The sequence below is a fragment of the Nostoc sp. TCL26-01 genome (genome assembly GCF_013393945.1).
Lineage (GTDB): Bacteria > Cyanobacteriota > Cyanobacteriia > Cyanobacteriales > Nostocaceae > Trichormus.
Map to the genome: position 1 here is coordinate 2,414,154 of NZ_CP040297.1, position 26,598 is coordinate 2,440,751.

General features: G+C 40.2%; 26 protein-coding genes and 1 tRNA gene. 18 read left to right on the forward strand and 9 right to left on the reverse strand.

Annotated features, from left to right (window positions below; genetic code table 11):
• The first annotated feature begins 150 nt into the window (after nt 1–150).
• From FD725_RS10410 to recJ, 4 genes are all read left to right on the forward strand, one after another.
• Nucleotides 151–951: a PD-(D/E)XK nuclease family protein gene (locus FD725_RS10410; RefSeq protein ID WP_179048062.1), complete on the forward strand. Its 801-nt coding sequence runs from the start codon at nt 151–153 to the stop codon at nt 949–951.
• 21 nt (nt 952–972) lie between these two features.
• Nucleotides 973–1,407 carry a hypothetical protein gene (locus FD725_RS10415; protein WP_179048063.1) on the forward strand — a complete coding sequence of 145 codons (435 nt, stop codon included), beginning with the start codon at nt 973–975 and terminating at the stop codon, nt 1,405–1,407.
• Nucleotides 1,408–1,494: 87 nt separating this feature from the next.
• Nucleotides 1,495–2,124 (forward strand): GNAT family N-acetyltransferase, encoded by a 630-nt coding sequence (locus FD725_RS10420; RefSeq protein ID WP_179048064.1) that lies wholly within the window; start codon nt 1,495–1,497, stop codon nt 2,122–2,124.
• 43 nt (nt 2,125–2,167) lie between these two features.
• Nucleotides 2,168–4,552, forward strand: coding sequence for a single-stranded-DNA-specific exonuclease RecJ (gene recJ, locus FD725_RS10425; RefSeq protein ID WP_179048065.1), 2,385 nt, complete (start codon nt 2,168–2,170; stop codon nt 4,550–4,552).
• On the opposite strand, the gene FD725_RS10430 is transcribed toward recJ, so the two are convergent.
• Both FD725_RS10430 and FD725_RS10435 read right to left on the reverse strand, forming a co-directional pair.
• Complete coding sequence (locus FD725_RS10430) at nt 4,542–5,714, reverse strand: GNAT family N-acetyltransferase (RefSeq protein ID WP_179048066.1); 1,173 nt, start codon at nt 5,712–5,714, stop codon at nt 4,542–4,544. The two genes, recJ and FD725_RS10430, sit on opposite strands and share 11 nt — an antisense overlap.
• 118 nt (nt 5,715–5,832) lie before the next feature.
• Nucleotides 5,833–6,516 (reverse strand): RibD family protein, encoded by a 684-nt coding sequence (locus tag FD725_RS10435; RefSeq protein WP_179048067.1) that lies wholly within the window; start codon nt 6,514–6,516, stop codon nt 5,833–5,835.
• Nucleotides 6,517–6,829: 313 nt separating this feature from the next.
• On the opposite strand from FD725_RS10435, the gene FD725_RS10440 reads away from it, so the two are divergent.
• From FD725_RS10440 to FD725_RS10450, 3 genes are all read left to right on the forward strand, one after another.
• Nucleotides 6,830–8,896 carry a sensor histidine kinase gene (locus FD725_RS10440; protein ID WP_179048068.1) on the forward strand — a complete coding sequence of 689 codons (2,067 nt, stop codon included), beginning with the start codon at nt 6,830–6,832 and terminating at the stop codon, nt 8,894–8,896.
• Between the two features lie 156 nt (nt 8,897–9,052).
• Complete coding sequence (locus FD725_RS10445; protein WP_179048069.1) at nt 9,053–9,775, forward strand: Uma2 family endonuclease; 723 nt, start codon at nt 9,053–9,055, stop codon at nt 9,773–9,775.
• 213 nt (nt 9,776–9,988) lie between these two features.
• On the forward strand, nt 9,989–10,753 hold the full coding sequence (locus FD725_RS10450; RefSeq protein WP_179048070.1) for a Uma2 family endonuclease: 765 nt from the start codon (nt 9,989–9,991) through the stop codon (nt 10,751–10,753).
• A 10-nt stretch (nt 10,754–10,763) separates the two neighbouring features.
• Here the strand turns inward: FD725_RS10450 and abc-f are convergent, their stop codons facing one another.
• Nucleotides 10,764–12,428, reverse strand: coding sequence for a ribosomal protection-like ABC-F family protein (gene abc-f / locus FD725_RS10455; RefSeq protein WP_179048071.1), 1,665 nt, complete (start codon nt 12,426–12,428; stop codon nt 10,764–10,766).
• A 468-nt stretch (nt 12,429–12,896) separates the two neighbouring features.
• On the opposite strand from abc-f, the gene FD725_RS10460 reads away from it, so the two are divergent.
• Nucleotides 12,897–13,598, forward strand: coding sequence for a Uma2 family endonuclease (locus FD725_RS10460; protein ID WP_179048072.1), 702 nt, complete (start codon nt 12,897–12,899; stop codon nt 13,596–13,598).
• A 22-nt stretch (nt 13,599–13,620) separates the two neighbouring features.
• Here FD725_RS10460 and FD725_RS10465 read toward each other — a convergent pair whose 3' ends face one another.
• A complete protein-coding gene (locus FD725_RS10465; RefSeq protein WP_179048073.1) occupies nt 13,621–14,205 on the reverse strand; it encodes a Uma2 family endonuclease in 585 nt (194 codons plus the stop codon).
• A gap of 25 nt (nt 14,206–14,230) precedes the next feature.
• Complete coding sequence (locus FD725_RS10470; RefSeq protein WP_179048074.1) at nt 14,231–16,960, reverse strand: CBS domain-containing protein; 2,730 nt, start codon at nt 16,958–16,960, stop codon at nt 14,231–14,233.
• A 201-nt stretch (nt 16,961–17,161) separates the two neighbouring features.
• On the opposite strand from FD725_RS10470, the gene psbZ reads away from it, so the two are divergent.
• From psbZ to FD725_RS10495, 5 genes are all read left to right on the forward strand, one after another.
• On the forward strand, nt 17,162–17,350 hold the full coding sequence (gene psbZ / locus FD725_RS10475; protein WP_179048075.1) for a photosystem II reaction center protein PsbZ: 189 nt from the start codon (nt 17,162–17,164) through the stop codon (nt 17,348–17,350).
• Between the two features lie 275 nt (nt 17,351–17,625).
• Nucleotides 17,626–18,204 carry a 6,7-dimethyl-8-ribityllumazine synthase gene (gene ribH / locus FD725_RS10480; RefSeq protein ID WP_179048076.1) on the forward strand — a complete coding sequence of 193 codons (579 nt, stop codon included), beginning with the start codon at nt 17,626–17,628 and terminating at the stop codon, nt 18,202–18,204.
• Between the two features lie 328 nt (nt 18,205–18,532).
• Nucleotides 18,533–18,604 (forward strand) — tRNA-Gly (locus tag FD725_RS10485).
• Between the two features lie 512 nt (nt 18,605–19,116).
• On the forward strand, nt 19,117–19,524 hold the full coding sequence (locus FD725_RS10490; RefSeq protein WP_179048077.1) for a hypothetical protein: 408 nt from the start codon (nt 19,117–19,119) through the stop codon (nt 19,522–19,524).
• 4 nt (nt 19,525–19,528) lie between these two features.
• Nucleotides 19,529–20,794 carry a glutamate-5-semialdehyde dehydrogenase gene (locus FD725_RS10495; protein ID WP_179048078.1) on the forward strand — a complete coding sequence of 422 codons (1,266 nt, stop codon included), beginning with the start codon at nt 19,529–19,531 and terminating at the stop codon, nt 20,792–20,794.
• 199 nt (nt 20,795–20,993) lie between these two features.
• On the opposite strand, the gene FD725_RS10500 is transcribed toward FD725_RS10495, so the two are convergent.
• On the reverse strand, nt 20,994–22,370 hold the full coding sequence (locus FD725_RS10500; protein ID WP_179048079.1) for a DUF3370 domain-containing protein: 1,377 nt from the start codon (nt 22,368–22,370) through the stop codon (nt 20,994–20,996).
• Nucleotides 22,371–22,661: 291 nt separating this feature from the next.
• Here FD725_RS10500 and FD725_RS10505 point away from each other — a divergent pair, with 291 nt between their 5' ends.
• Genes FD725_RS10505 through FD725_RS10515 form a run of 4 tightly spaced genes read left to right on the forward strand, consistent with a single transcriptional unit; the run spans nt 22,662 to nt 23,858 of the window.
• A complete protein-coding gene (locus FD725_RS10505; protein WP_179048080.1) occupies nt 22,662–23,048 on the forward strand; it encodes a hypothetical protein in 387 nt (128 codons plus the stop codon).
• Complete coding sequence (locus FD725_RS10510) at nt 23,048–23,380, forward strand: hypothetical protein (RefSeq protein ID WP_179048081.1); 333 nt, start codon at nt 23,048–23,050, stop codon at nt 23,378–23,380. The genes FD725_RS10505 and FD725_RS10510 overlap by 1 nt, the downstream gene beginning before the upstream one ends.
• A gap of 3 nt (nt 23,381–23,383) precedes the next feature.
• Entirely contained in the window at nt 23,384–23,506 is a 123-nt protein-coding gene (locus FD725_RS33120; RefSeq protein ID WP_372726731.1) for a hypothetical protein, read from the forward strand.
• Nucleotides 23,496–23,858, forward strand: a complete 363-nt coding sequence (locus tag FD725_RS10515; protein ID WP_179048082.1) for a helix-turn-helix domain-containing protein — start codon at nt 23,496–23,498, stop codon at nt 23,856–23,858. Before FD725_RS33120 ends, FD725_RS10515 begins: the two co-directional genes overlap by 11 nt.
• Before the next feature lie 50 nt (nt 23,859–23,908).
• Here the strand turns inward: FD725_RS10515 and FD725_RS10520 are convergent, their stop codons facing one another.
• From FD725_RS10520 to FD725_RS10530, 3 genes are read right to left on the reverse strand one after another with little or no spacing between them, the layout of a single operon-like run.
• Nucleotides 23,909–24,340: an NUDIX hydrolase gene (locus FD725_RS10520; protein WP_179048083.1), complete on the reverse strand. Its 432-nt coding sequence runs from the start codon at nt 24,338–24,340 to the stop codon at nt 23,909–23,911.
• 8 nt (nt 24,341–24,348) lie between these two features.
• Nucleotides 24,349–24,801: a DUF3531 family protein gene (locus FD725_RS10525; protein WP_179048084.1), complete on the reverse strand. Its 453-nt coding sequence runs from the start codon at nt 24,799–24,801 to the stop codon at nt 24,349–24,351.
• A gap of 18 nt (nt 24,802–24,819) precedes the next feature.
• Entirely contained in the window at nt 24,820–25,044 is a 225-nt protein-coding gene (locus FD725_RS10530) for a hypothetical protein (RefSeq protein ID WP_179048085.1), read from the reverse strand.
• 27 nt (nt 25,045–25,071) lie between these two features.
• On the opposite strand from FD725_RS10530, the gene rlmD reads away from it, so the two are divergent.
• Entirely contained in the window at nt 25,072–26,454 is a 1,383-nt protein-coding gene (rlmD, locus tag FD725_RS10535; RefSeq protein WP_179048086.1) for a 23S rRNA (uracil(1939)-C(5))-methyltransferase RlmD, read from the forward strand.
• Nucleotides 26,455–26,598 lie beyond the last annotated feature (144 nt).

Consider the following 26,598-nt stretch of genomic DNA (forward strand, 5'->3'; position numbering starts at 1 on the left):
TCTTTCACCTTTTATTTTTCTATTTGTTGGTGATTGTCTAAAGTATTGAGACATCGATTAGCGATCGCCTCCTCAAAAATCCTCAAGCTTCTAGAATTAATGCCAAAATTACGTGAGTGAGATTTTAGCGATCGCTTCTAAAATAGGATCATGCTGACAACTCACACTCAACTGTTACGCCTGTCTCAAGGGCATCTCAATTTACTCGCAACCTGTCCACGTAAATTTCAACACACTTACTTAGAAAAACTCAATTCTCCCGCAGATTCTGAACACGAGGAGAAACAAATCTTAGGTAGTCGTTTTCACTTACTCATGCAGCAACGGGAAATGGGCTTACCTATCAATAATTTCCTGGAAGCCGACTCTCGACTGCAAACTTGGATGTCGGCTTTTGCTAGTGTAGCCCCAGAAATCCTCACACTCAAAACTGATAGCCAAACTTTTCGGGAAAGTGAACACTACCGCACCTTACAAGTGCAAGATTATTTGCTGATAGTTATCTATGATTTATTAATTGCCGATTATCAGCAAGCCCAGATTCTTGACTGGAAAACATATCCTCAACCACCAGACAAACGCAAGTTAGGACTAAATTGGCAAACTCGTTTATATATGTACGTATTAGCTGAAACTAGCGAATACTTGCCAGAAAATATTTCTATGACTTACTGGTTTGTCCAGTCAGAAGGTAAACCACAAAATATTCAGTTTAATTATAATCCTGCTCAACATACAAAAACAGCAAAAAAACTAGATCAACTATTAAATCAACTAACTATCTGGCTGAAAAACTATCAAAATGGTAAGTTATTTCCGCAAGTACCGGAAAATAGTCAAGCCTGTAAGTATTGTCATTTTGCCCAACGGTGTGAGCGTATAGCAGTGATAGAAACAGCAATGAGTAACGTTACACCTGATATTGATACCATTGAAGAAGTATCGTTGTAACAATCGAGGAGTGAGAGTTGAATGACACGCTCATGGTTTCGTTTCTGGTGGTACTGGTTAATTATTGTCACCTGTGGAGTAATTTTTTTCAGCTTTAGTTTGATAATTGCGCCAGATTTTATGCAGATTTTCTTTGATGCAATTTTCTTTCCCGCTTCCTCAACACACACTATCTTTAATGAAGTAGCATCTTCTTATATTAAATTTTTGTATGGCTTACTGGGTGCTGTGATGATGGGTTGGAGCGTTGCTTTACTTTACATTTTGTTAAAGCCATTTTGTCGCCAGGAAGATGAAGCATGGTACGCTATGACAGCATCTATAGTTGTTTGGTTCATAATAGACAGTTCGTTTTCGATATCAACAGGATTCTGGCAAAATGCTGTCTTAAATATGATATTTTTATTGTTTTTTATGATTCCTTTAGCTGCTACTTACCAAGATTTTAAAAAATGATTGGCTAAGGATATTTTATCCTCATTTTGAAAACCTCTATACTTTGAATAGTTAGATAGTATCTCAAAAATTATAATTACAAAACTTATGACAAATTTTGAGGAAATTAATGAAGTTTATGTCCGCGACTTAAGGATAGATGATATTGCACCTGTTTATCATTTGGGAGAAGAGTTATTTACCAGCGATTTATATCCTTATTTGTACCGTACTTGGGATGAATGGGAGGTAATTGGGCTTTACAACACAGATCCAGAATATTGTCTGGTGGCAGAAATAGATGGAGAATTGGCAGGATTTATTTTAGGAACCATCATTACTAAAGCCTCTTGGACTTACGGCTATATTTTATGGTTGGGGGTGAATCCTCAATTTCAACGTCAAGGAGTTGCTGATAAATTAGTTGATAAAGTCGTATCGCGGATGATTGAAGATGGAGCAAGGTTTATGTTAGTAGATACTGATCCTACCAATGTACCCGCAGTTAAATTCTTCAATCGCAAAGGTTTTGGCAATATTCGCCAACATATTTTCTTGTCGATGAATTTAAGTAAGCATCCTTATTATGGCAGATTAATTGATTACGAACATCAAAAAGCAGAGAGAGCAGGTTATAAGCGATCGCGTCCAGCTATTCGCGCTCGTAAGCCTGATTCTTTTGCTAATGAAGTAGTCCTCAACCCATTAGTAAATGAATTTCAAACTAATGAAGAATAAAGCTAGATTGAGAATAATTCATAATTCGTATTGAATTAATAAAATGCAGTGGATTTTAATCGCCAATGAACAACCACCAGAGTGGTTTGTGGAAGTAGTGAAAAAGTATGCTCCGCCGTCTAGGGGGATGTATGCAGCACAATTATTGTGGCAACGAGGCATTAGAGAGGAATCACAATTAACGGCTTTTATTAACTATAAAAATTATCAACCAGCTAGCGCTTTTGAGTTTGGCATAGAAATGAATTTGGCTGTGGATAGATTGCAGCAAGCACGACAAGCTGGAGAAAAAATTGCTATTTGGGGAGATTTTGACGCTGATGGGATCACTTCCACTGCCGTATTGTGGGATGGGTTAGGACAATTTTTTGCCCAAAACCAAGAGTTAGTTTATTACATACCCAATCGTCTCAAAGAATCTCACGGATTGAATGAACCAGGGATTGATAATTTAGCTAAACAAGGTTGTAAATTAATAGTTACTTGTGACACGGGCAGTACAAATATTGATGAAATTATCTATGCTCAACAATTAGGTATTGATGTGATTGTGACAGATCACCACACTTTACCACCAGAACGCCCACCAGTTACAGCAATTATTAACCCCCGCTATTTACCTCGTGAACATCAGTTATTTCATCTTTCTGGTGTGGGGGTGGCTTATAAATTGGTGGAAGCCCTTTATCAAAGTTTGCCTGATGTCCCACAAAATCCTTTAGCAGATTTATTAGATTTAGTTGCCGTTGGGTTAATTGCCGATTTAGTCCAACTTAGTGGTGATTGTCGCTATTTAGCACAGTTGGGTATTCAAAGACTGCAAGCCGATTTTCAGCAACCACCAGCAGCCCGCAGACGACCGGGCGTAGGGCGATTATTAGAATTATGCCAAAAAAGTGGCGATCGCCCCACAGATATTTCCTTTGGTTTAGGCCCCCGCATCAACGCAGTTAGTAGAATTCAAGGTGATGCTAGTTTTTGTGTAGAACTCTTAACTAGTTGTGACATCAATCGTTGTCATCAATTAGCTGAAGTTACAGAACTGGCAAACACTCGCCGCAAGTCCTTACAAAAAGATGTACAAGCCCAAGTCACTCAAAAACTCACTCAACTAGACTTATCAACAACTAGCGTTATTGTTCTAGTAGATCCTCAATGGCCAGTAGGTGTGCTAGGCTTAGTTGCTGGGCAAGTCGCCCAAGAAACAGGCCGCCCAACGATTTTGTTAAGTACTGAGGGAACTGGGGACTGGGAACTGGGAACTGGGGAAGAAACTTCCCAATCGCCAATCCCTAATTTCCAATCCCTTGCCCGTGGTTCTGCCCGTTCTGTGAATTCTGTCGATTTATATCAACTAGTTAAAGATCAAGCACATTTATTACATCGCTTCGGGGGACATCCTTTTGCAGCTGGTTTAAGTTTACCGACAGAAAATATTCCCCTATTTACACAAGCAATTAATCAGCAATTGCGACAATCTTTAGGTGGTGCAAATCTTACTCCGACTGTACAGGCAGATATAGTAGTCACGGTAGCAGATTTAGGTAAAGAATTATTTTTAGAGTTAAAATTGTTGGAACCTTGTGGTATGGGTAATCCTGTGCCGAAACTTTTGATCCAAAACTGCTGGTTTGAGAATACTTGGCATCGTAATCAGCAAGATTGGCAAGGGAAAAAAGTACAGTACATTAAAACCGAATTTGATATCCGCGATGATTCTGGTAAAAACCCTTTTCCCGGTATTTGGTGGGGACATTACAAAGAGGAATTACCTGTAGGTAGGTGTGATTGCATAGTTGAATTAGATTACAACACCTACAAAAAACGCTATGAAATCAGATTAATTGCCGTTCGTCCTAGCGTTAACGCCGAACTCACAACCCATCATGCCATACCTATCGTAGATTGGCGCAATCTCTCCACACCCGGTAGAGACGTTGCATGCAACGTCTCTACAACAATGGGCAACGTCTCTAATCCACCATTTATTTTAGAAAATTGTCCAACCAATTGGCAGGATTTACGGGCATGGTTAAAACGATCGCTCTATAATCATCAACAATTAGCGATCGCCTGGACTCAACCCCATCACCAACCACCCCTAGAAATTTGGCTGACTTTGGTGGGTATTGCTAAATATCTCAGTCGGACAAATCAACTCGTCACCCGTGTTCAACTTTTAGAAAAACTAGCAATTAGCGATCGCGCCTTATTTTTGGGCATCAAAGCTTTAAAATATGTAGGATTTACCGTCACCAGACAAGATCATCATTTGCAAATCATCTGGAATTCCGACACTATCTCCAAAACAAATGCTGATACAGCTGTCGCCCAGTTTTTAGCCGCCGTCAGCGAAGAACAATTCCAGCAACAATATTTTGCCAAAGTCCCCCTATCAACGATTGTGGCAATGGTGACTACTGACTAAAAGGTAAATCAGCATTCATCGCAGCAATTTCTTGTGCTTCTAATTGATTCACTTCGCGGATGTGAGGAAGTAAAATTTGTCCTAGACGCTGATGATAAAAACGATGCAGACTGTAATTAGGTGCAGCTGGGAAACCGCGACGTTTTTTATGTCGTCCACCAGCACCGGGATCAAAAGTTTGGATACCGTTAGCGATCGCCCATTCAATTGGTGCATAATAACAAGCATCAAAGTGTAAGCAATCGATTTCTTGAAAACTTCCCCAGTAGCGTCCGTATAGGCGATCGTCTTTATATAAGCAAAAAGACATACCTACGGGTTGATGCGGTGCTTGCTCGTGATAAGCAGCAAAAAACACTACTCGATGGCGATAATCATGGTGTAACTGTTCAAAGAAGCGCTTGGTTAGGTACTTGCTCCCCCACCAGCCGAATTTATCACAAGTATCGGCATAAAACTGATACATCAAAGGAAACAAAGATTTAGGAATCGCTTCACCAGTCAATGCTTGTAACTTTAACCCCACCTTTTCCACAGCTTTGCGTTCTCGCTTAATATTGCGGCGCTGATTGGCATTAAACACCGTCAAGTAATCATCAAAAGTTTGAAATCCATCATTTTCCCAAACATAACTATGATGTAACCAAGCAGTAAAACCCTGCCGTTCTAACACTGGTTGCCATTGGGGATCAACATAGAGAAAATGACAGCTAGAGATACGATTCTTAATACAAAAAATATCAATTTCATGCACCATTAAAGCAGTGATCTCATCTTCATCTTCCCCAGGTGCAATTAAAAACCGATAGCCTTCCGCCGGGGTAAATGGTGTCATCCCCAACAATTTGGGATAATATTGCACACCAATACGTTCGGCTACCTCTGCCCACTGGTGATCAAAAACAAATTCACCATAACTATGTCCTTTAAGATACAGTGGAGCAGCCGCAATCAGTGTTCTCTCCCGCCACAGCGTTAAGTGATTAGCTAACCACCCAGTTTTGGCGATCGCACTTTGGGAAGTTTCCAAATTATTCAACCAATTCCACTCCAAAAAAGGCGTTTTCAGTGGCATGGCTAAAGCATCCCAAGCATCTTGGGGTATTTCCGCCATTTTGCTGATCCAAACACTAGAGTAGCGAGGCTTGATTTGTTCAACCATATTTAGGGAGTGAGGAAGTTAGGGAGTGAGGGAGTGAGGGAGTGAGGGATTAGTAAAATAGTAACTAATGACTAATGACTATTGACCATTGACCATTAACTATTGACCATTGACTAATTTAACGTTGCAGGCGATAGTGCAGGAAAACTTCTTGGGCAACTGTTTTCACCTCTAGGAGTTGGAGGTGAGGCGCTAGTGTTGATAAAAATCCTTGACCGTCTACTGGTGTGGGTGCAGCGACACCACCTAAAATTAGGGGGCAGACGGTAAGCCAAAATTCATCAATTAAATCTGATTCCAGCATAGAAGCTACTAATTCTCCACCACCAAGTACCACCAAGCGTGCTATATGTAGAGATGATAGGTGTTTTAAAGCAGCGATAGTATCTACTTTTTTTGTTGGTGTTTCAAAAACTAAAATTTTTGCAAATTCTGTGCGTCCTTGCCAAGAATCTTTTCCTGCTGTCGTTGTGAGTAACCAGCGCTTGATTGGTTGCTGAAAAAACCTAATTTCCGGATTGAGTTGGGCAGTATGTGTAATGACTATATGAATAGGCTGGGCTGATTTCCCCTTTTGTTGGCGATTTTGCAGTAAAACTGGATCTAATACGGTCAATGTTGTGCCGTAGGCGCGGAGAGTTCCCGCACCTATCAAAACGGCATCAGCCGCAGCAATTTGTTGTTCTAGGTGTAATTTATCAGTTCCTGAGCCAAATCTAGCTGGCGATCGCATGAAGTCTGCTATTTTGCCATCTGCACTCATTGCCAAGACTACTGTGGTATGTGGACGATGTTGCACCATGAAGTCGGTTTACTTGTTTTGATACTTTACTTAATTAGTACATCCCCACATTTAACCATAACTGCCTTTTTTCGGTCAGCTGCTTCAATTTTGCTTAAAAATTTTCAATTCTGGCTACCTGTATGCAACATCAGTCGTTTTTACATCTACCCAATATAAGTTTTGGTATAGTATACTGCTTTTTGTCGATTAAATATTTGATACTTTTATGTGCTGATCATAAAGTTTTGATAATTTAATAGAATGTCTCCTTTAGCTAATTTGTTTGCCCGTGTTTTCTGTTGTGATTTGCAGATGCGAAGTGAGACACTAGATGGCTAATCCCCGTCAATCATCCTTTCGACGTATTTTAGTAACTAGAATTTTGCTGCTGTTTGTGCCAGTTCTATTTATTGGGCAACTTGTGGCTTTAAATAAGGCACGTTCTAGCCTATTAAAAACTGCGCGGCAAAATCTGACAGAAAGTGCTGTCATCAAAGGAGAGAAGATTGTGAATGCAATTGCTTCTCTCAAGACTAATCTATTGATTGCCAGTCGCACGGCGGTAATACAGTCGGGTTCACCTGCGGAAATTCAACAATTTCTCACTCAGATAGCCCAAGAATTACCAGGCTACATTGAGTGTTTACAATTGACTGATCTGCAAACTGATAACATCATTGCTAGTAGCTGTGGCAACAAAAAGATTACTCAAATCAGGCAAGTTTTTGTTGGAGATCAGGTAGAGGTGTCATCTGTACCGTCACCACAGCCAGGGACGACAGGTCAAAGAGATCCCCACAATCAGCTACAAATAGTACTATCTGCCCCTGTTTACAATCGTTCTGGGCAGTTGCTATATGCTTTAAGCCTCCAGTCAGCTTTATATCAGCAAACCCGCAATAAACCAGGTTCGCTGACTGGCTCGATGTTGGTGATTGCGGAAGATGGGACGATATTAGCACACCCCTGGCCTGATTTAGTCGGCAGTAATATCAAACAACACTCAGATGCAGCCCAACTCCAAAGGCTGATCAAAAATGCGATCGCTGGACGCAATGAGCCAAGTAACATAGCTTTTAATGATGGTAATGAGTTAGTTGCAGGCTATACAGTGATCACTAACCCGATTACAGAACAGCACCAGCAAAAATGGGTAGTCTTGGCTGTGACGACTGTAGACAACGCTTTATTTGGATTAGAGGAAATCAAACTCATCCTGATTGTGTTAACAGTGGGCTTGATTGGTGCGAGTTTATTAGCATCTTTGTACCTAGCGCCTTATCTGGCAAGTCCGGTAGAAGAATTGCGCGATTATGCTTTAAATATTCATAGCCACCACGCCGCCAAGCCAGTCCCCCATAATTTTAAAATTCGAGAGTTTAATCAACTGGCACAAGCACTAGATCAAATGGTGGAAAGGCTCAAAGCTTGGGCAGAAGAAATCGAAGTTGCTTGGAAAGAAGCCAAAACTGCTAATCAAGTTAAGAGTCAGTTTTTAGCTACAACTTCCCACGAATTACGTAATCCATTAAATATTATCATTAACTGTGTACGCTTGGTGAAAGATGGATTGTGTGATAACCGAGAAGAAGAAATAGAATTTTTACAGCGCGCTGATGAAACCGCTATCCACCTGTTAGGAATTATTAATGATCTCTTGGATATTTCTAAAATTGAAGCAGGTAAACTCTCTGTAGTTACCGAACCTTTGGATCTGCGAGCAATATTATTAGAAGTAGTCAATTTACAATCAGTAAATGTGCAGAAAAAAGGTTTACAACTGAAAATTGACTTAGGATCAGAGCCTATTCCTGTAAAAGCAGATGCGGGAAAACTCAGACAGATATTAATTAATATTATTGGTAATGCGACTAAGTTTACAGATGAAGGTAGCATTACTATTGCTACAACCATAGTCAATATGTTTAGTGGCAGGCAAGTAATCATAGCTGTTACCGATACAGGTTTAGGTATTGAACCAGCACAACAGCACAAATTATTTCGTCCCTTTGTCATGGTAAATGGCAGTACAACACGTAAATTTGAAGGTACAGGACTAGGGTTAGCCATTTCCCGTAACTTGATTGAATTGATGGGAGGTACGATTAGTTTAGAGAGTGCTGGACTCAATCAAGGAACGACAGTTAAGATTACTTTGCCAATAATTGATATTTCTACTTTAACTCCACCCTTAAATAAGCATGATACTAAAAATCCCCAACTCATAGCTGGTAATGAAGAAAATAAACCAATAAACTCTTCATACTCCAGCCATCCAGAAGAAATCTGTCTAGAATCTCATGGCAGTTATGGGAGTCAACCAACAGATTTAGAAGCTGATCGTTCGGAGTTAACACTGTTAGAAAAGCATTGTAACAAAGGTCTAAATAATTACTAATTCGTAATTTGTAATTAAAGAGGTTATAAGATATAGGAATCATACTTGATTTCTGTTAGCGCAGCTTGGCACAGCCTAATAATTTGCGTAGGTAGGTAATAGAGAATAGATATTAGCTAAAATAAACCCATAACTACTTGATGCCGGATTGATTCTATGACCATAGCTCAAGAATTAGAATCTCAAGCAGACATCTGTCAAGATGTGATATTTCCCCCTGGCGATTTATATAGTGATGAACCTCCCTTGGAAACAGAACTGCATCTACGACAAATAATCCTTCTTTTACAATGCCTAGAATGGTTGTGGAGAGATAGACAAGATTTTTATGCGGCGGGAAACTTGACGATTTACTACAGTCCACGTCAACTCAAATCAGAACATTTCCGAGGCCCAGACTTTTTTGTGGTGCTAGGAACAGAACGTAAAACTCGCAAAAGTTGGGTAGTGTGGGAAGAAGAAGGGAAATATCCCAATGTCATTTTAGAAATTCTCTCTGACTCAACAGCGAAGACAGATAGAGGTTTAAAAAAAGAAATTTATCAAGATACTTTTCGTACACCAGATTATTTTTGGTTCGACCCTTTTACACAAGAATTTGTAGGATTTCATTTATTAGATGGAGAATATCAACCTCTACAAGCAAATGAACAAGGACATTTGTGGAGTCAGCAGTTAGAATTATATTTAGGAATTCATGAGGGGTTATTGCGATATTTTACACCAGAAAAAAAATTAGTTCCCACACCTGAAGAATCAGCAGAACAAGAAGCTCAAAAAGCAGAACAGGCACAACAAGAGGTACAAAAAGCACAGCAAGAAATACAACGTTTAGCAGCAAAACTGCGTGAGTTAAATATTGATCCAGAGACAATTTAAGTTTTGTAGTTTGGGTGCAGCGATAGCGTAACCCAACATAAATAAGATCGTAATGCTGGGTTGCATTTCACTCCACCTACATAAATATATCTTTTAAAAAATATATCTTTTAAAAAACTCTAGATTTCAATATAAATGAGGTTTAACACTAAAATATTTGATTGATGAAAATGCTAAAATAAATCCATAACTAGTTGATGCCAAATTGATTCTATGACTATTGCCCAAGAATTAGAATCTCAACCAGACATCTCCCAAGATGTGATATTTCCCCCTAGCGATTTATATAGTGACGAACCTCCCTTGGAAACAGAACTGCATTTAAGACAAATAATCTTACTTTTACAATGCCTAGAATGGTTATGGAGAGATAGACAAGATTTTTATGCGGCAGGGAACTTAACGATTTACTACAGTCCACGCCAACTCAAATCAGAACACTTTCGCGGCCCAGACTTTTTCGTAGTGCTAGGAACAGAACGCAAAACCCGCAAAAGTTGGGTAGTGTGGGAAGAAGAAGGGAAATATCCCAATGTCATTTTAGAAATTCTCTCTGACTCAACAGCGAAGACAGATAGAGGTTTAAAAAAAGAAATTTATCAAGATACTTTTCGTACACCAGATTATTTTTGGTTCGACCCTTTTACACAAGAGTTTGCCGGATTTCATTTAGCAGATGGAAAATATCAACCTTTACAAGCAAATGAACAAGGGTATTTATGGAGTCAACAGTTAGGATTATATTTGGGAATATATCAAGGATTATTAAGGTTTTTTACTTCAGATGGACAAATAGTACCCACACCTGAAGAGACTGCACAACAAACAGAACAACGATTAGAACATGCTCAACAACAAGCTGCACAAGCTCAACAACAAGTCGCACAGGCTCAACAACAAGCCGCACAAGCTCAACAACAAGCCGAACGTTTAGCAGCAAAACTGCGGGAATTAAATATCGACCCAAATACAATTTAATGAATTATGACTAATGACTATTGACCATTGACAAAAAGTGCGGAAAATCGTTGACACTGCGTAAGTCCTGACATTTTAGTAATTCTTGATAATATTCATTTGATTGACTGGGTAAGTAATTTGTCGTTTTTAAGGCTTGATTTCTCAATTGAAAACTTTGAGTAATTTTAATCTGACTGAGGAAGTCGATATCGTGAGAAATTACCCAAAGCGCACCTTGATAATCGTTGATAGCTGATACCATTTGCTCAACAGTGACAATATCTAGATTATTAGTTGGCTCATCAAGAATTAATAAGTCAATTTCTGAGATACTAATCATAGCGATCGCTAATCTGGCTAACTCACCACCACTGAGGAGGGATGCTGGCTTATGAACGTCATCATACTTAAATAAAAAGTGTCCCAACTGTTGACGTAACATCTGATAGCTAAGATGAGGATTAGGAGCCTGCATATTTTCCAGAATCGTTTGCTGGCGGTGAATTAGTTGATAAGTTTGATCGAGATATACGGCTTTGATTCCTGGTGTGACGAAAATTTCCCCAGGCTGCAAAACAGCTGTTTGTCTATCCTGTCCTAAAATTGCCTTGACTAAACTAGATTTACCGGAACCATTTGCACCGATAATAGAAATGCGATCGCCTGACAATATATGCAAATTAATATCATGTATCAAGAGGCGTTCTGATACCCAAAGATTTGCACCTTCAATATGAATCAAATTTCTATGTTTGTAGCTTTTTTCCTCTAGCTGAATACTTGTCACCTTTGTAGTCTTGATTTTCGTATCTGCAACTTTTTGTATAGCCTTAGCTACAGCTAAATCATGTTTCTTTTTCGCCGTTCCGGCTGAGGCTTCTGCTTTAGTTTTAATCAGTCCAGCAGATGCTCTATCGATACTACCATCCAGAAACTTGGCTCTACCACCACGTTGAGTTTGTGCAGTACGTTGCTGTTCTTGCATCGCCGCAGTTTGGACACGCTTGAGTTCTTTTCTAGCTACTTCATGCGATCGCCATGCCACATCTAATTCTATTTCTTTTTGTTGTCGGTAATGTGAAAAATTTCCCCCATAAACTTTTAATCCCATCGGGGTGAGTTCCCAAGTAACAGATGCAACTTGATCTAGGAAAAAAGGCTTATGAGAAACAATCACAAATGCACCAGAGAAATTTGTGAGAAATTGCCTCAAAAATTCTAAGGTTTGTAAATCTAAATGGTTGGTTGGTTCATCAAGTAGTAGTAAATCTGGTTCTAACATGAACCCAATTGCTAGCAATAATTTCGTCAGTTCTCCACCACTTAAATTACCGATTGATAAAGACAAGTCAATATCTGTGTGGAATTGAGTTTTTAAAATCTCTGTCACTTGCCACCACTCATCCGCAATTAAACTTAAGAAATCCAATACTGTATCTGTATTGCTTTCTTGTCTCACGGTGCTGATTTGTGGCAAATAGTAGACAGAACTATTTTGAGATACAGAACCAGCACTAGGATAAATTTGACCTGCAAGTATCTTTAAAAGAGTTGATTTACCGACACCATTACTACCAATTAAAGCAATGCGATCGCTTTGTGCAATACTTAAATACACATCTTGAAATAATCTTCTCTCTAAGCTGAGTTCATAAGCTAGATTCTCAGCCACTAATATTGATTTTTTCGGCATTATTCTCAAACCTCAATGTGCAAACTTCCACCCATATCTGCTAAAGATCATGGGTAGATGAAACAAACGAAAAACTCAGCCGCAACAACTAACCAAGCGGCTGGATATAGATATGATTAATAAAAATACTGTTAGCTCATGACTATGATGAAGTAACCTGTCAAATTCTTTGTATTGATGCTGTTTTGACATTTGTTGCTCAGGTGCAACAGAGGCTGATTACTACTTCATTGTTGCTATCTCGATAGAGGTTTGATATTGAATACATTGTACCACAAAGAGATTCCAGAATAGCAATCAGCTACGCTGGGCTGAAGGCGATCGCCTTTTCTATGAATGAGAAAATAACAAAGGCTTAATTCTCCACCAATGTGTGAAAAAATTCTGCAACTGCAAAATAACACTAAAATATCTGATTGATGAAAATGCTAAGATAAATCCATAACTAGTTGATGCCGAATTGATTCTATGACTATTGCCCAAGAATTAGAATCTCAAGCAGATATCTGTCAAGATGTGATATTTCCCCCTGGCGATTTATATAGTGATGAACCTCCCTTGGAAACAGAACTGCATCTACGACAAATAATCCTTCTTTTACAATGCCTAGAATGGTTGTGGAAAGATAGACAAGATTTTTATGCGGCAGGAAACTTAACGATTTACTATAGTCCACGCCAACTCAAATCAGAATTCTTTCGCGGCCCAGACTTTTTTGTGGTGCTAAGAACAGAACGCAAAACCCGCAAAAGTTGGGTAGTGTGGGAAGAAGATGGGAAATATCCCAATGTCATTTTAGAAATTCTCTCTGACTCAACAGCGAAGACAGATAGAGGATTAAAAAAAGAAATTTATCAAGATACTTTTCGTACACCAGATTATTTTTGGTTTGACCCTTTTACACAAGAGTTTGCAGGGTTTCATTTATTAGATGGAGAATATCAACCTCTAGAAGCCAACGAACAAGGACATTTGTGGAGTCAGCAGTTAGGGTTATATTTAGGAATTCATGAGGGGTTATTGCGGTATTTTACACCAGAAAAAAAATTAGTTCCTACACCTGAAGAAACCGCAGAAACAGAAACTGAAAGGGCAGAAGCAGAAACAAGAAAAGCAGAAAGGTTAGCAGCAAAACTGCGGGAGTTAAATATTGATCCAGATACGATTTAAGTTTAGAGCGATCGCCTGATGATTATTCGGACATTTCCAAACTAATTCCTTCATAAATATCGCTGAAGGCAAGTTGAAAATCCATTGATTGTAGTGATAATAGAGCGTCAATTGATTCATATTCAGTTAATACCCATTGACCTGCGGTATTTTTATTAAACTGTTCAATAATATATTCATATTGATTAATGATAATATATTCTTTGAGTGTCGGAATAGAACGATAAAATCTAAATTTATTTGTTCTATCATGATTTTCTGTGGATTTAGATAACACTTCGACAATCATTATGGGGTTAGTAACTGTAGTATTACCAGTTCCCTCGTATAGTGGTTCTCCCTGAATAACCATGACATCAGGATAAGTGTAGATACGATAACGCTGTATCCACAATTTGACATCACCCATGTAGATTTTGTAATTTTTACCCCGCATCATAAATTTAAAATTAGCGTAAAAATTACCTGCGATTTCGTTGTGATTAGTAGTACCACCAGCCATTGAGATAATTTCTCCATCTATATATTCATTTTTGCATTCCGATGTTTCCTCAAGTTGTAAATATTCTTCGGGGGTGTAGTATTTTTTGGGTGTTTGGGTTTGCATAATAGCCACCTAATTAAAATTTCACTTACTGAGGATAATACTTAGCTAAAAATTCCTCTGCTTCTATCTGATTTTGGATTTCTCCATCTAGAGTTGCCGCTAGCAAATGGTCTAACATTTGCCGATATTGTGGGCTGGGTTTATATCCTAATTTCTTTAAATCATTACCATTTAAAAGTGGTTGGATATGAGATAAGACTGTTAAATAATGCCAGATTTGTTGTCTAATCTGGCGCTGACTTTGTAAAGCAATTAAAATTAATAACTCTAAGTCATACTTGCGTAGCTGCTGGACTATTTGACTGGGGCGTTGACACTTAGGTAATGATTGGGCGATTGTCTGCTGAATCTTAGCTAGCTTTTGTAAGCGCTCCATGCTATCTTCTGCTAGTTGGAGATTTTTGGCAACTTTCCCTCGATATTCTGGTGCAAGGTGAGCAATTAATAATTCCAGACGCATTTGCCAGGGAATCAGGGTTTGTTGGGTGTCAAACCGCCGTAAACAGCGTTCTAGTAGGCGGAGTTGCCGAGTTAGTTCATTGTCTAGCGTTAGGGTGGGATGGATGCACTGCAATGCCCCTAAATTATCAAGTAACTGCAAAGCTGATTGCCAATAAGCAGCGTCTAGGATGTGTTTTAATTCTGCTTTGAGTCGAGTTTGTAAGGCTGGGGTTTTAGTGTTAGTTTGGGCAGTGCGATCGTAAACACCACTGTTGATGGCATAGCGGATATATTCTTCAGTTCGTGGTTCCAGGGTGAAGCCAAAACGCACAGCAAAGCGGACACCACGATAAATGCGGGTGGGATCTTCGATAAAGCTGTTGGCGTGTAAAACCTTGATTTGCTTGGCTTTTAAATCTAGCAAACCACCAAAGAAATCGAGTAATTCACCAGCACGAGGAGAGGTGAGGCGCAAAGCCAGGGCATTGATGGTAAAGTCTCGACGATATAAGTCTTGGCGAATGGAACTTGCTTCTACTTCTGGATTAGCTGCTGGGTAAGGATAGAATTCTGTCCGGGCGGTGGCAATATCCACCCATAGAGAATCTAAATCTGGGTCTTTGTGCCACAATAACGCAGCTGTTTGAAAAGCCCCATGAATCTCTAACCGGGCAACTGGGTAAATTTCTTGGAGTTCCTTGGCTAATTCTACACCTGCACCCACATCTGCGGACTGGTGAAAACCATCGACTACTAAGTCAATGTCTGTAATCATCAGAGTGCCGTTTGCCGATTCAGCTAACAGCAAGTCTCGTACCGCACCACCGACTAAGTAGAGATGCCAACCTCGTTTTTCGGCTGCTTGGGCAGCGACGGTGAGTAATTGCCAAAGTTGGGGATGCAAGCGAGATTTTAATTCAGTGCTGAGTGCGGAGTTTGAAGTTCTGCGAGCAGGTTTCGACTCTGAACCCATCACTCGAAATGGGCTAAACGCCCCGCTAACATGACTATTTTGATGTAATTCCCGCAGAACATCGGTACGAGTAACAATACCAACTAATTGCTCATTTGCCAATACTGGCAAGCGTCCGATATCATAAGTTACCATCAACGACTCGATTTGTGGCAGTGTTGTGTCTGGGGTAATGGTTTTTAAGTCGGTTGTCATATAACCTTTGACTGGTGCATGACTAAATCCGTGGTGTAAGGCAATATCCAAATCTCGGCGGGAAATAATGCCTACCAGTTGCCCTTGAGGATCAACTACAGATAAACCAGAGTGTCCGTAGCGTAATAAAATTCTCTGTGCTTCAGCAATTGTAGTGTCAGGACGGATGGTGCGGACTGGGGAGGACATTAAATCTCTGGCTGTTGGGGGATGGGGAATAGTGGTTTTGATTCCGTCTAGGAGTTGTTGAAGAATATCTTGGGAATTGACACCGCGTAGGTTGAGTGATGCAGCTTGGGAATGACCCCCTCCACTAAACATCTGAAATAATAGGTCAAGATGGATACCAGGAATTTGCGATCGCCCAATCACTGTACAACGAGAGTCATCTTTACTCAACGGATATTCATTGACCAACAGTAAGGCATCAATCTCTGTTAACTCTATTAGTTGAGATGCTAAACTCGATAACCCTGGAACAAATCCTTCAGTTGTTAAAGTTACCCAGGCAATAGTATAACCACGCAAACAAAGATATTCTAATTTTTCCAGCCCTTCTGTTAGCAATCGTTGTAATTGGGGAGATAAACCAGGATCGCGGTAATTGGCAATGACGGAGAGACTAGCACCTTGCTGCATCAACCAAGCCAAAGCTAAAGCATCCCTTGGTGTAGATTGTTCATAAGTAAGAGAACCTGTATCTACATGAATACCCAAAGCCATGACCGTAGCTTGAGCAACACTCAGGGGGACTTGTTGTTGTTGCAGTTGCTCAACGATTAAAGTGGTGGTTGCCCCTACAGCAGCAATATGCGACTCAATCGCCGGGATATCTGATGTTTGTCCCAGGTGATGGTCATAAATCGTAATATTAGTGACTTGGGGTAAATCTAACCACTCAGCAGCTTTACCCAAGCGATCGCGCTGTTGTGCATCTACTACAGCAATTGAACGAATTTTTTCTGGATTTACCGAACGTCTTTCTATCAGAGGATACTCATCTCGATGCAGTGCCAAAAAATCCCGCACCGGTGGATGCGCACCGCCAGTCAACACAATCTTACTTCCAGGCAATAGACAAGTTAGCCCTACTGCTGCGCCCAAGGCATCAAAATCGGCTGTAGTGTGGCAAAGAATTAAATCCATATGCAAGAGTCAAGAGTCAATGGTCAAGAGTCAATGGTCAATATTGGTCGTCCAGACTTTGGACTTGGGACTGTGGACTATTGACTCAATTGTGGCAATTTCTGCTAGCTTACAATTAAGGAATAACTGTCAGTGTCGCTGTTTACGATATTCTATTTTTAGTATTTCTTTTAGTTTGTCGCTGTCTTGGGAGAAGGAAAAATGACCATAATATTCCAATTCGCTTTGGTAGCTCTGGTTTTGTTGTCTTTTGTACTAGTTGTGGGCGTACCTGTTGCTTATGCGACTCCCCAAAGCTGGGTAGAATCTAAAAAGCTACTCTGGGTTGGTTCTGGTGCTTGGATTGCTTTGGTACTTTTGGTGGGAGTATTAAACTTCTTTGTCGTCTAGGCGATCGCTTTTTGCCCAGCGTAGCTGATTGCATCGTCTACAAATAGACCATAACAAAAAAATTAATCCAGCAGGAAACCCCGCAACACAGGTAAAAAATCCTAAATAAATTTACCTTGTTAAAAATCTCCGACTAGAGACGTTGTGTGTAACGTTTCTGGCTAACTCCCCATCCTTCACTGGTGGGGATTTTTAATAATTGTGTTTTCCTGCGCTTCTACATTCAAATAAGAAATGTATATTGGCAAGAAGTATAGTAGATTTCAGAGATAGTCATGGCAGTTTTCGAGGGAACTTTTACTCAAGCAGAAGCCTTGCGTTTAGCAGTGGTCATCGGTCGATTTAATGACCTCGTAACCACGAAACTGCTGGCAGGATGCCAAGATTGTTTAAAACGCCACGGTGTAGACCCTGATCCCCACGGTCAGCAGGTCGATTATGTGTGGGTTCCAGGAAGTTTTGAAGTACCTCTTGTCGCCCGACAATTAGCTCTTAGCCATCGTTATGACGCAGTAATTTGTCTTGGGGCAGTCATTCGCGGACAAACACCCCACTTTGATTACGTATCCTCAGAAGTAGCCAAGGGAATCGCCGCAGCCAGTTTTCAAACTGGAGTTCCAGTAATTTTTGGCATTTTGACAGTAGATACTATGCAGCAAGCACTCGAAAGAGCAGGCATTAAAGCTAATCATGGCTGGGATTATGCCATGAATGCCCTAGAAATGGCTAGCTTAATGCGACAATTGCGTTCCAACATGACCGATTCTTACCCCCACAACACCCAATCTCTACCAGCCGCTTTCCCTAATACCAATGTGGGCAATTTAACCGCAGAGTCTCAAGAAGTTAGTTGACCCACCAGAGGGTCAGAATCCCCGTTCCCTTGGGGCAATTGTGTTGGACAGAATTTCAACAAGAGTCCAACACCTGCCCTATTCCCTATTCCCCTATTCCCTTATTCCCTGTTACCTGTTACCTATTCCCTATTCCCTATTCCCTATTCCCTATTCCCTATTCCCTATTCCCTATTCCCTATTCCCTATTCCCTATTCCCTATTCCCTATTCCCTATTCCCTATTCCCTATTCCCCATTCTCAGACAGAGAACTCAGCAATCACAATTTCCAAGTTTAAACAGTTGACAAATAAAAATTAATTTGTCATATTTATATTAGTGCAGTTTGCGGGTATAGCTCAGTGGTAGAGCGTCACCTTGCCAAGGTGAATGTCGCGCGTTCGAATCGCGTTACCCGCTTGTTGGTTTTAATCAAAAGAATAATCTGTTTTTTAGGTTGACAGCTAAAGCTATTAGCTAAGATTTTGGTTAGTCCTTTTTTGGCTCAATCTCCGACTGCTGGAAGTTCGTCAGCAAGTACACATGGAAATCCATTTCCAGATCAGGATGTATTTTCATGATCAATAGCTGGTGAATGAAGCAGAGTTTTACTCAATGGGTTGTCTTCAGAGGAATAGGCACGTAAGCTTAGAAATATAGCTCACACAATAACCTAATCAATGCTCAAAAAGTTGCTGGACATTAATTTTGTCAAGACAAATGAAAATACAGAAATTTTTCACCAAACTAGTCAAACTTAAAAGTAGGGAATGGTGATGAGTAACTCATAATGTTTCATACTTCATGCTTAATCACTAATCCCTGTTGATCCGTCTTGGTACTTATATAGATTAATTAGAGAGAAGCCAAAGTCATTGACTGAGAACACTCTCAAAACTTGTAAAAAACACGCTCAAGTCATTAGAACGCTTGTGCAATCTAAAAAACCCGAAAAAATCGACCTTACCACTGAATACCCCTGTCCTTGCCGTCGTCGAGGACGGTTAGTACCGATTACCCTGACAGAAGCATTTGGTTGCGATCGCTGTCAACAAATCTTTGTCGTCGAAGATAATGGTCATGTTCTGGAACAATTGTCTACTACTTATCCCTACAAGCGGGCTTGGCGCTGGACTGGGGGTAGTTGGCACGTAGTTCATCCAAAGTTGGGAGAAAGCTATTTACCCATAGCGCTCGGCATTATTTTCGTGCTAGTGATTATATGGCTACCATTAGCACTGCGATTAGCCAATGGTTCTAGTATAATTGCTTGGGCAATGGTGGCGGTGCTACTGGTGATTATGCCAGCATTTATGCTCTGGCTTACCTACCGACGATAATTCCATGACCGTTGCAGCTTTGGATGATTATCCCGAACCCATGAAAAGCGCATCTAGTGCTTTTCAAGCCTCCCTGAAGTTAGGCACTACTAAAGGAATAGACCGTAGCCGTGCTGTGTTGGCAATGGCACAGGCACTAGAACAATCATTTGATGATATTTTAGAAGCCAACACGTTAGATTTAGAAGCCAGTCGAGAAATGGCAGTGCCAGAATTAATCTTAGATTGGCTCAAGCTAACTCCCACAAGACTAGAAACCACAGTCGAAATTCTCCAGAGATTAGGGGAAATCTCCGACCCCTTGCGGCGAGTAAGAAACGCCGACTACCAACCAGAAGACTCTCAAAGCTACTCCCAGTTAATGCCTTTGGGGGTGATTGGCTTTATTTATGAAGCGTTTCCCGATTTAGGGGCGATCGCTGCCGGGTTGTGCATTAAAACCGGCAATAGTATTATTCTCAAAGGCAGTACAGAAGCTAGCCACTCAAATGCAGCGATCGCTCAAGCATTACAAAGTGGGATTATAGAGGTGGGATTGCCACCTGGTTGTGTAGAACTAGTAACAACAGAACATGGTGGTTCATTACGGGATTTAATCACCCAAGACCAATATGTCAATCTGGTGATTCCCTATGGACGCTCTAGTCTAGTACAGCAGGTAATGCGTCAAGCAACTTGCCCTGTATTAAAATCAGCAATGGGCAACTGTTACTTATACTGGTCGTTAAACGGCAGCTTAGAAATGGTACGTTGGATGATTCTCGATAGTCATGAAAGCGAACCAGATCCCGTCAACGCCATTGAAAAAGTGCTAATTCACCGTCAAGCCATGCCATCATCCTTAGCAGTGCTGTGGAATAGCCTCAAGGAAAAGGGTTTTGAGATTAAAGGTGACGAGGAACTAGTAGAAGCCTTTCCTCAATTGCGGCTGGTAAAAGATGAGGAATGGGTAAACCCCTATCTAACTAAGACAGTGGCATTTAAACTAGTGGATGGCTTAGAAACTGCGATCGCTTGGATTAATCGCCACAGTAGTGGTCATGCCGACTCTATCGCTACTGAATCCTATCAAGAAAGTCGTCAGTTTGCACTAGGAGTAAATAGCGCCTCCACCTACATCAACACATCTCCCCGCTTCTCTCGCAACCCTTCACGAGGAGATACAGTATTTTTGGGTATGTCCAATCAAAAAGGTCATCGTCGTGGCTTTATTAGTTTAGAAACCCTGACGACGGTGAAACATATTATTCAAGGCAATGGCAGGTTTTAAAAGTTTGGTGTGAGAAGAAAACTGTTCTACATTTACAATCGTAATTAAATAGCGTTAATTAATTTCTCATACCAGGCAAAACTTGATAAATTGAGAGTCTAGATTAAATGTCAATTTTCTCATCAACCAAACCAGCGTGCTTCGTCTAATCAGACAAAAAACTGCGAAATACACAGCCGTATGAAATTATTCACCATTATCATAACGTCCTGACTGTCAAAACATGGGGTGGTGTAGAATCTGGTGGGTAAATCACATCTACTTGCAAATTACGCCGACTAGCAGGTGGCATGACAAACTGGACTAGTGGTTCCAAAACTTGACCTGTTCTGTGCCAAAGATGGACGTAGCGAGTTTTTTGTTGTCCTTGGTCATCGAAATAAGTTAACTTTACTGTACCTCGGAAGAAGGGAAAATCTAGGGACGGTTTACGAAAACGTATACCACCTTGAGATAGCTGATCTTCCTTCAGGGGTGTTTCTAGAGTTACTGTGACTTTTTGAGTTTGGTTAGTCTGATTTTTTAAAGGTAAACTGAGATTATATTCCACCCCATAATTACCGTGGGCTTCGTATGCCGTATCAGGATAGCGTACCAGCATTTTAGCTGTTTGGTTTTGTCCAGTTCCCAATCTGCCACCGCGCAAAGTTACCAGGGGATAAGAAATACCTTTGCCGGTTGGGGGAATTGTCAGCGTTGTGGCTTTGGGGTTATCTGTTAAGGTCGCTTGCCATTGAGAACCTTGAGAAACACCAGCTACCCGTCCATAAATTAAGGCTCCACTAGTAGCATTAGGGGGAGTAGGAGTTTTATCTCTTGGCCCAGCAAAGTTACCATTATTTAATAGAGCTTGCCATTCAGCTATAGTTGGCGCACGATCAGAACCATCAGGATTTTTCTTAGCAAACATGGCCAGACTAGCAGCATAAACTTTATCGCTACTCTTCAGTCGCAAAAAACTAGAACGTCCATTTATCGGCTTTTCTAAATTTCTTACAGGTATGGGATGATTGAGCAACATCCGGCTTTGTCCAGGAGGAATCACCAGTTTTGCTGGGAATTCAGCCTCTCGCACACCCCGAAGAACATCAGCTACAGCCCTTGCCCCTGGCCCTGAGTAGGCTTTACCATCGTTATTTTCTATGTAGGGGGGTAAGGTAACAAATGGTGCTTCTTGGAGTAAATAACTTGCTCCCTGTAAGACATCTACTGTGACAGGTTTGTTGCCAGGGTTATTGATAATTACACCGAGATATAAGGTTTGTAAATCTTTGGGGGTGTGGGTGTAATGGTGGGCAAATAAATCGAAGCGTCCCTGAAAAGGAAAATTGAGATGGGCTGTTGGGGTTTTTTTCCCATTGGCGGGGAAAGTAGAAAGTAAAATACCCTCAGTTTTGATCCATTCTGGGCTATTGCTGTTGAAGACTGGTGTATTATCTAATTTTCCAGGTAACGCTCTGACTTCTCCTGGTTGAACAATGACTTGGGGTGCTGGTTTGGGTGAAGTTTGAGCGAAACTTGTACTACCAGCAGCAAATAGAAGTATGAATATAGGTAATGCTAGTTTAGCGGACATACATTTCAGGCGACAAGAATTTGTTGTATCAAAGATAACCGATGTTAAATACAATTTATCCTCAGCGCATTTCTGAAAGCGATCGCTTCCCAGCAAACCTAACTCATGGCAAGCTTTTACCTATTTACATATTCTCATTTTTGAGGAAAAGTCAGCAATCTGATTTCTTGCCAAGAACTTTGGTTTCATAGCTCCTACATTTTTAAAAAACTATACATAACGTACTTCAATTATCGATAGCTATAGGTTAGATTGAAAGTTAGTTTGATATTTCGATGCGGAACCTATTAAATGGAAATACTTATCGAGTCAACCAAAGATTTTGAACATGATTTGGAGAGATTCAATAATACAGAAAAATTTAAGATAGTTAAAAAACTTAATAGGTATGTTGAACTACTATCAAAAAACAAAAATCTCTTAGAAAACCAGGCTTTTAAATTACAAGATATCAAACTTAGTGCCGATTATGAATCTTCACTTTATGCTTTAATTATTGATAAAGATATCAGGTTAATTATTACTATTGATGATGACCCGATTTTTGATGCGACAATCATCACCTTATTTAGAGTTGTCAATACTGAAGATGCTTCAAAAGCTTACACTTCAGTAGCAGAATCTCTCTATCAAGACTTTAGCATGAAACATCAAGAAATTGAGGTTCATTCTAGCTGATGTCACGCATTAAACCTCTTCTAGATGAGCATGGTGTTATCCATGAAGCAATGGAGATTCTCCCAGATAATTTAAAAATTGATTTCCTCGAAGCTTTAGCCGAACTAGAAGATCATGAATGTCATCGCACCAGAACTTTTCCCAAAACTAGATTGCGGAAAGTCAAAGGTATTAAGCAAGCAATCTACCGTGCTGACATCGATAAATTATCTGGCTGGCGGATTCACCTACAATATATTGAAGGTAAAATTCATTTAAAAGATATTATTGAAGGTCAACGTCATGATGATGTGATTGAAGTGATTAAATCGAAAAAGCATAGATATGATTAAGTAATTCAGCTACACGCATTTAAAAAGAAAGGACGCAAAACGCCAAAACTAGAAATTAGAATTGCAGTTAAACGAAGAGATTTAGTTTTAGAAAGCAAAGGAGATAGACAAGAAAATGAAAAATAACCCGCATTTGGGAAATGATGCTTTAGCTTTTCTCAAAACCATAGTTCCTGATACTCCTGAAACTCGTCGTATTGAACAGCAAGAATTATTAAGATTAGCTTTAACTCAAGCATTACAGGAGGTTCGCAAAAAAGCTGGGGTTACTCAAGAACAGCTCGCTGAACGCTTAGGAGTGGAACAAAGTTGGGTTTCTCAACTGGAAAGTGTTAATCACGATCACACTTTTGAATCAGTGCTGGTGTATTTAAATGCAGTGGGTGCAAAGCTAAATTTATCATTTGTTTTGCATGGAGAGATTATTGTAGTAAACCCACAAGATGTCATAGCTGTGGATATCCTACAAAAACATTAGGTATTAGAGAATAGCATTTGTCAGGAAAATTATTTTTAGGTTTAAGAAAGTTACAAGTAATTAAAAAACTCTTCAGGTACTAGTCTGAGTTCACCAGATTTAAACCGAGCAATATCTATCCACATTGCCCTGTGCTTATGATTTTCCGACTCATAAAAAACTAAACTTTCTAATTTATAAAACTTAGCATCGGCAAAATCACACTGATACAGTTGAATGATTTCATGTCCTTGCCGACCATTATATGTAAACAGGTTTTCAATACAACCCAAGTAGCGAATATTTGTTAATTCTGCTTGAATTTCTTCTTGAAATTCTCTTTTTAAAGCTTGCAGGCTGGTTTCACCAAAGTCAACGCCACCACCCAAAGCTCGATAAAAAGTTGATTGCTTTAGAGGATCATAGCCTTCAGAAACAAAAATACGTTTACCATCTCGAATCAACCCTAAGACTATGACCCGAATTTCACCATTTTTATTCATTTGTAATATTAATTATCGTAAATAGAGTAAGAGCGACTGTCATCATCTTCGACAGGCCAATCTTCATTCTCGCCGCCAATGTACAATAGTTCAATAGTGACGTATTCTTCACTCAGTTGGGTCAGAGCATTCAGTAAAATATCTATAGCGATCGCATCACTAGTCCCCAAATCGAACCAACAACGTCCCCATTGTCCTTCATACTCAAACTCACCCATGTTGTGCATCAAAGCTAATAGGCTTCTGTCATAACCTTGAGTGTCATAACTCATATAGCTCAAATCCAATCCAGTCTCCTGCACCTGGAGATTTTCAGCATTAAATGCACCCAGCTTACCCAGATAAAACCAAGAGTTGAACACCTCTTCTATATACTTTTTTTCCCTTTCTGAAGGAACGGTGCTAAATCTCAGCCATATCCACACATTAAATTGATCAAACTCCCGAAACTGAATATCCATGTTTAATTGAAATTCAACTCATATCAAGTTAAGCATATCAGGGGTACTGGGGATTGGGGAGTGATGAGTGCTGAGTGATGAGTGCTGAGTGATGAGTGCTGAGTGATGAGTGCTGAGTGCTGAGTGATGAGTGCTGAGTGAGGAAGTGAGGGAGTGATGAGTGAAAAAGTAGTGAAATAATGACCATTGACCACTGACTAATGACCATTGACCATTGACCATTGACCATTGACCATTGACCATTGACCATTGACCATTGACTATTGACTAATGACTAAATCAATTTGGCTTCAGGGTGAATTAATCGAAGTGACGATCGCTGACTTGAGCGATACTGGTGATGGTGTGGGACGATTTGAGTCAAGGGTGGTGTTTGTCCCTGATACTGTTCCAGGCGATCGCATTTTGGTACGCTTATTACACGTCAAGCCTAAATATGCTCACGGTAAGCTGCACCAGTTATTAACACCATCTCCGCACCGAATTCGTCCTGGGTGTATTGTGGCTGACAAGTGTGGTGGTTGTCAGTGGCAACACATAGATTATGAATATCAGCTCGTAGCTAAACATGATCAAGTTATCCAAGCTTTGCAACGTATCGGTGGTTTTGTCTCTCCACGAGTTGATCCCGTGTTAGTGGCTGACTCGTCTTTAGGATATCGCAACAAAGCTACCTATCCTGTAGATATTTCGGCTACAGGTCAAGTCCAAGCAGGTTATTACCAAAAAGGTAGCCATCATTTAGTTAATTTAAATCAGTGTCCAGTCCAAGATGAGCGCTTAAATCCTCTACTAGCAGAAATTAAGCAAGATATTCAACAGCGTGGTTGGTCTATATATAATGAACAACGCCACCAAGGACAAATTCGCCATCTGGGTTTACGCATTGGACGACGCACTGGGGAAATTTTGTTAACTTTGGTAGTCAAGGACTGGGATTTACCCGGAATCGCACAGCAAGCTGCCGCATGGCTTAAGCGCTATCCTCAGTTGGTGGGAGTGTCATTAAATCGCAATCCTGAACGGACAAATGCGATTTTTGGCAGAGAAACCCGTTGTATTGCCGGGATGCCCTATTTACAAGAAGTTTTTGCTGGACTGGAATATCAAATTCGTCCCGATACATTTTTCCAAGTTTCCACAGAAACAGCCGAAGCGCTATTACAAGTAATTGAAACAGAACTTAATCTCCAAGGGCATGAAATACTAGTAGATGCTTACTGTGGAATTGGCACTTTAACCTTACCCTTAGCAAAACAGGTACGCCAAGCCATCGGCTTAGAACTGCAACCAGAAGCCGTGCAGCAGGCAATTTGTAATGCAGAACACAATGGTATTAAAAATGTGGAATTTCAAGTGGGAGCAGTTGAGAAATTGTTGCCAAATATGGGAATAATACCGGATGTGGTACTACTTGATCCTCCACGTAAAGGGTGCGATCGCATTGTCATCGAATCTTTATTAGCGTCGAAACCTGCCCGCATCGTTTACGTCAGTTGTAAAGTAGCTACCCTGGCTCGTGACCTGAAATTGCTTTGTGAAGATGGCTTGTATACTATCCAACGCATCCAGCCCGCAGATTTTTTTCCCCAAACATCTCATGTGGAAGCTGCTGCATTTCTTGTGTTATCACAGTTGGACAAGGATATTTAGTCCTTTACAAAATCTAAAATTTCAAATTTGTAGTCTATTGCATAGTAGAAATGCTAAAATCGAATTAACATAAAAAAAGAAACGATTTTGTTAAAAAAACCAAAGTTGCATAGCTCTAGAAATTCATGACTAAGATTGTTTAAT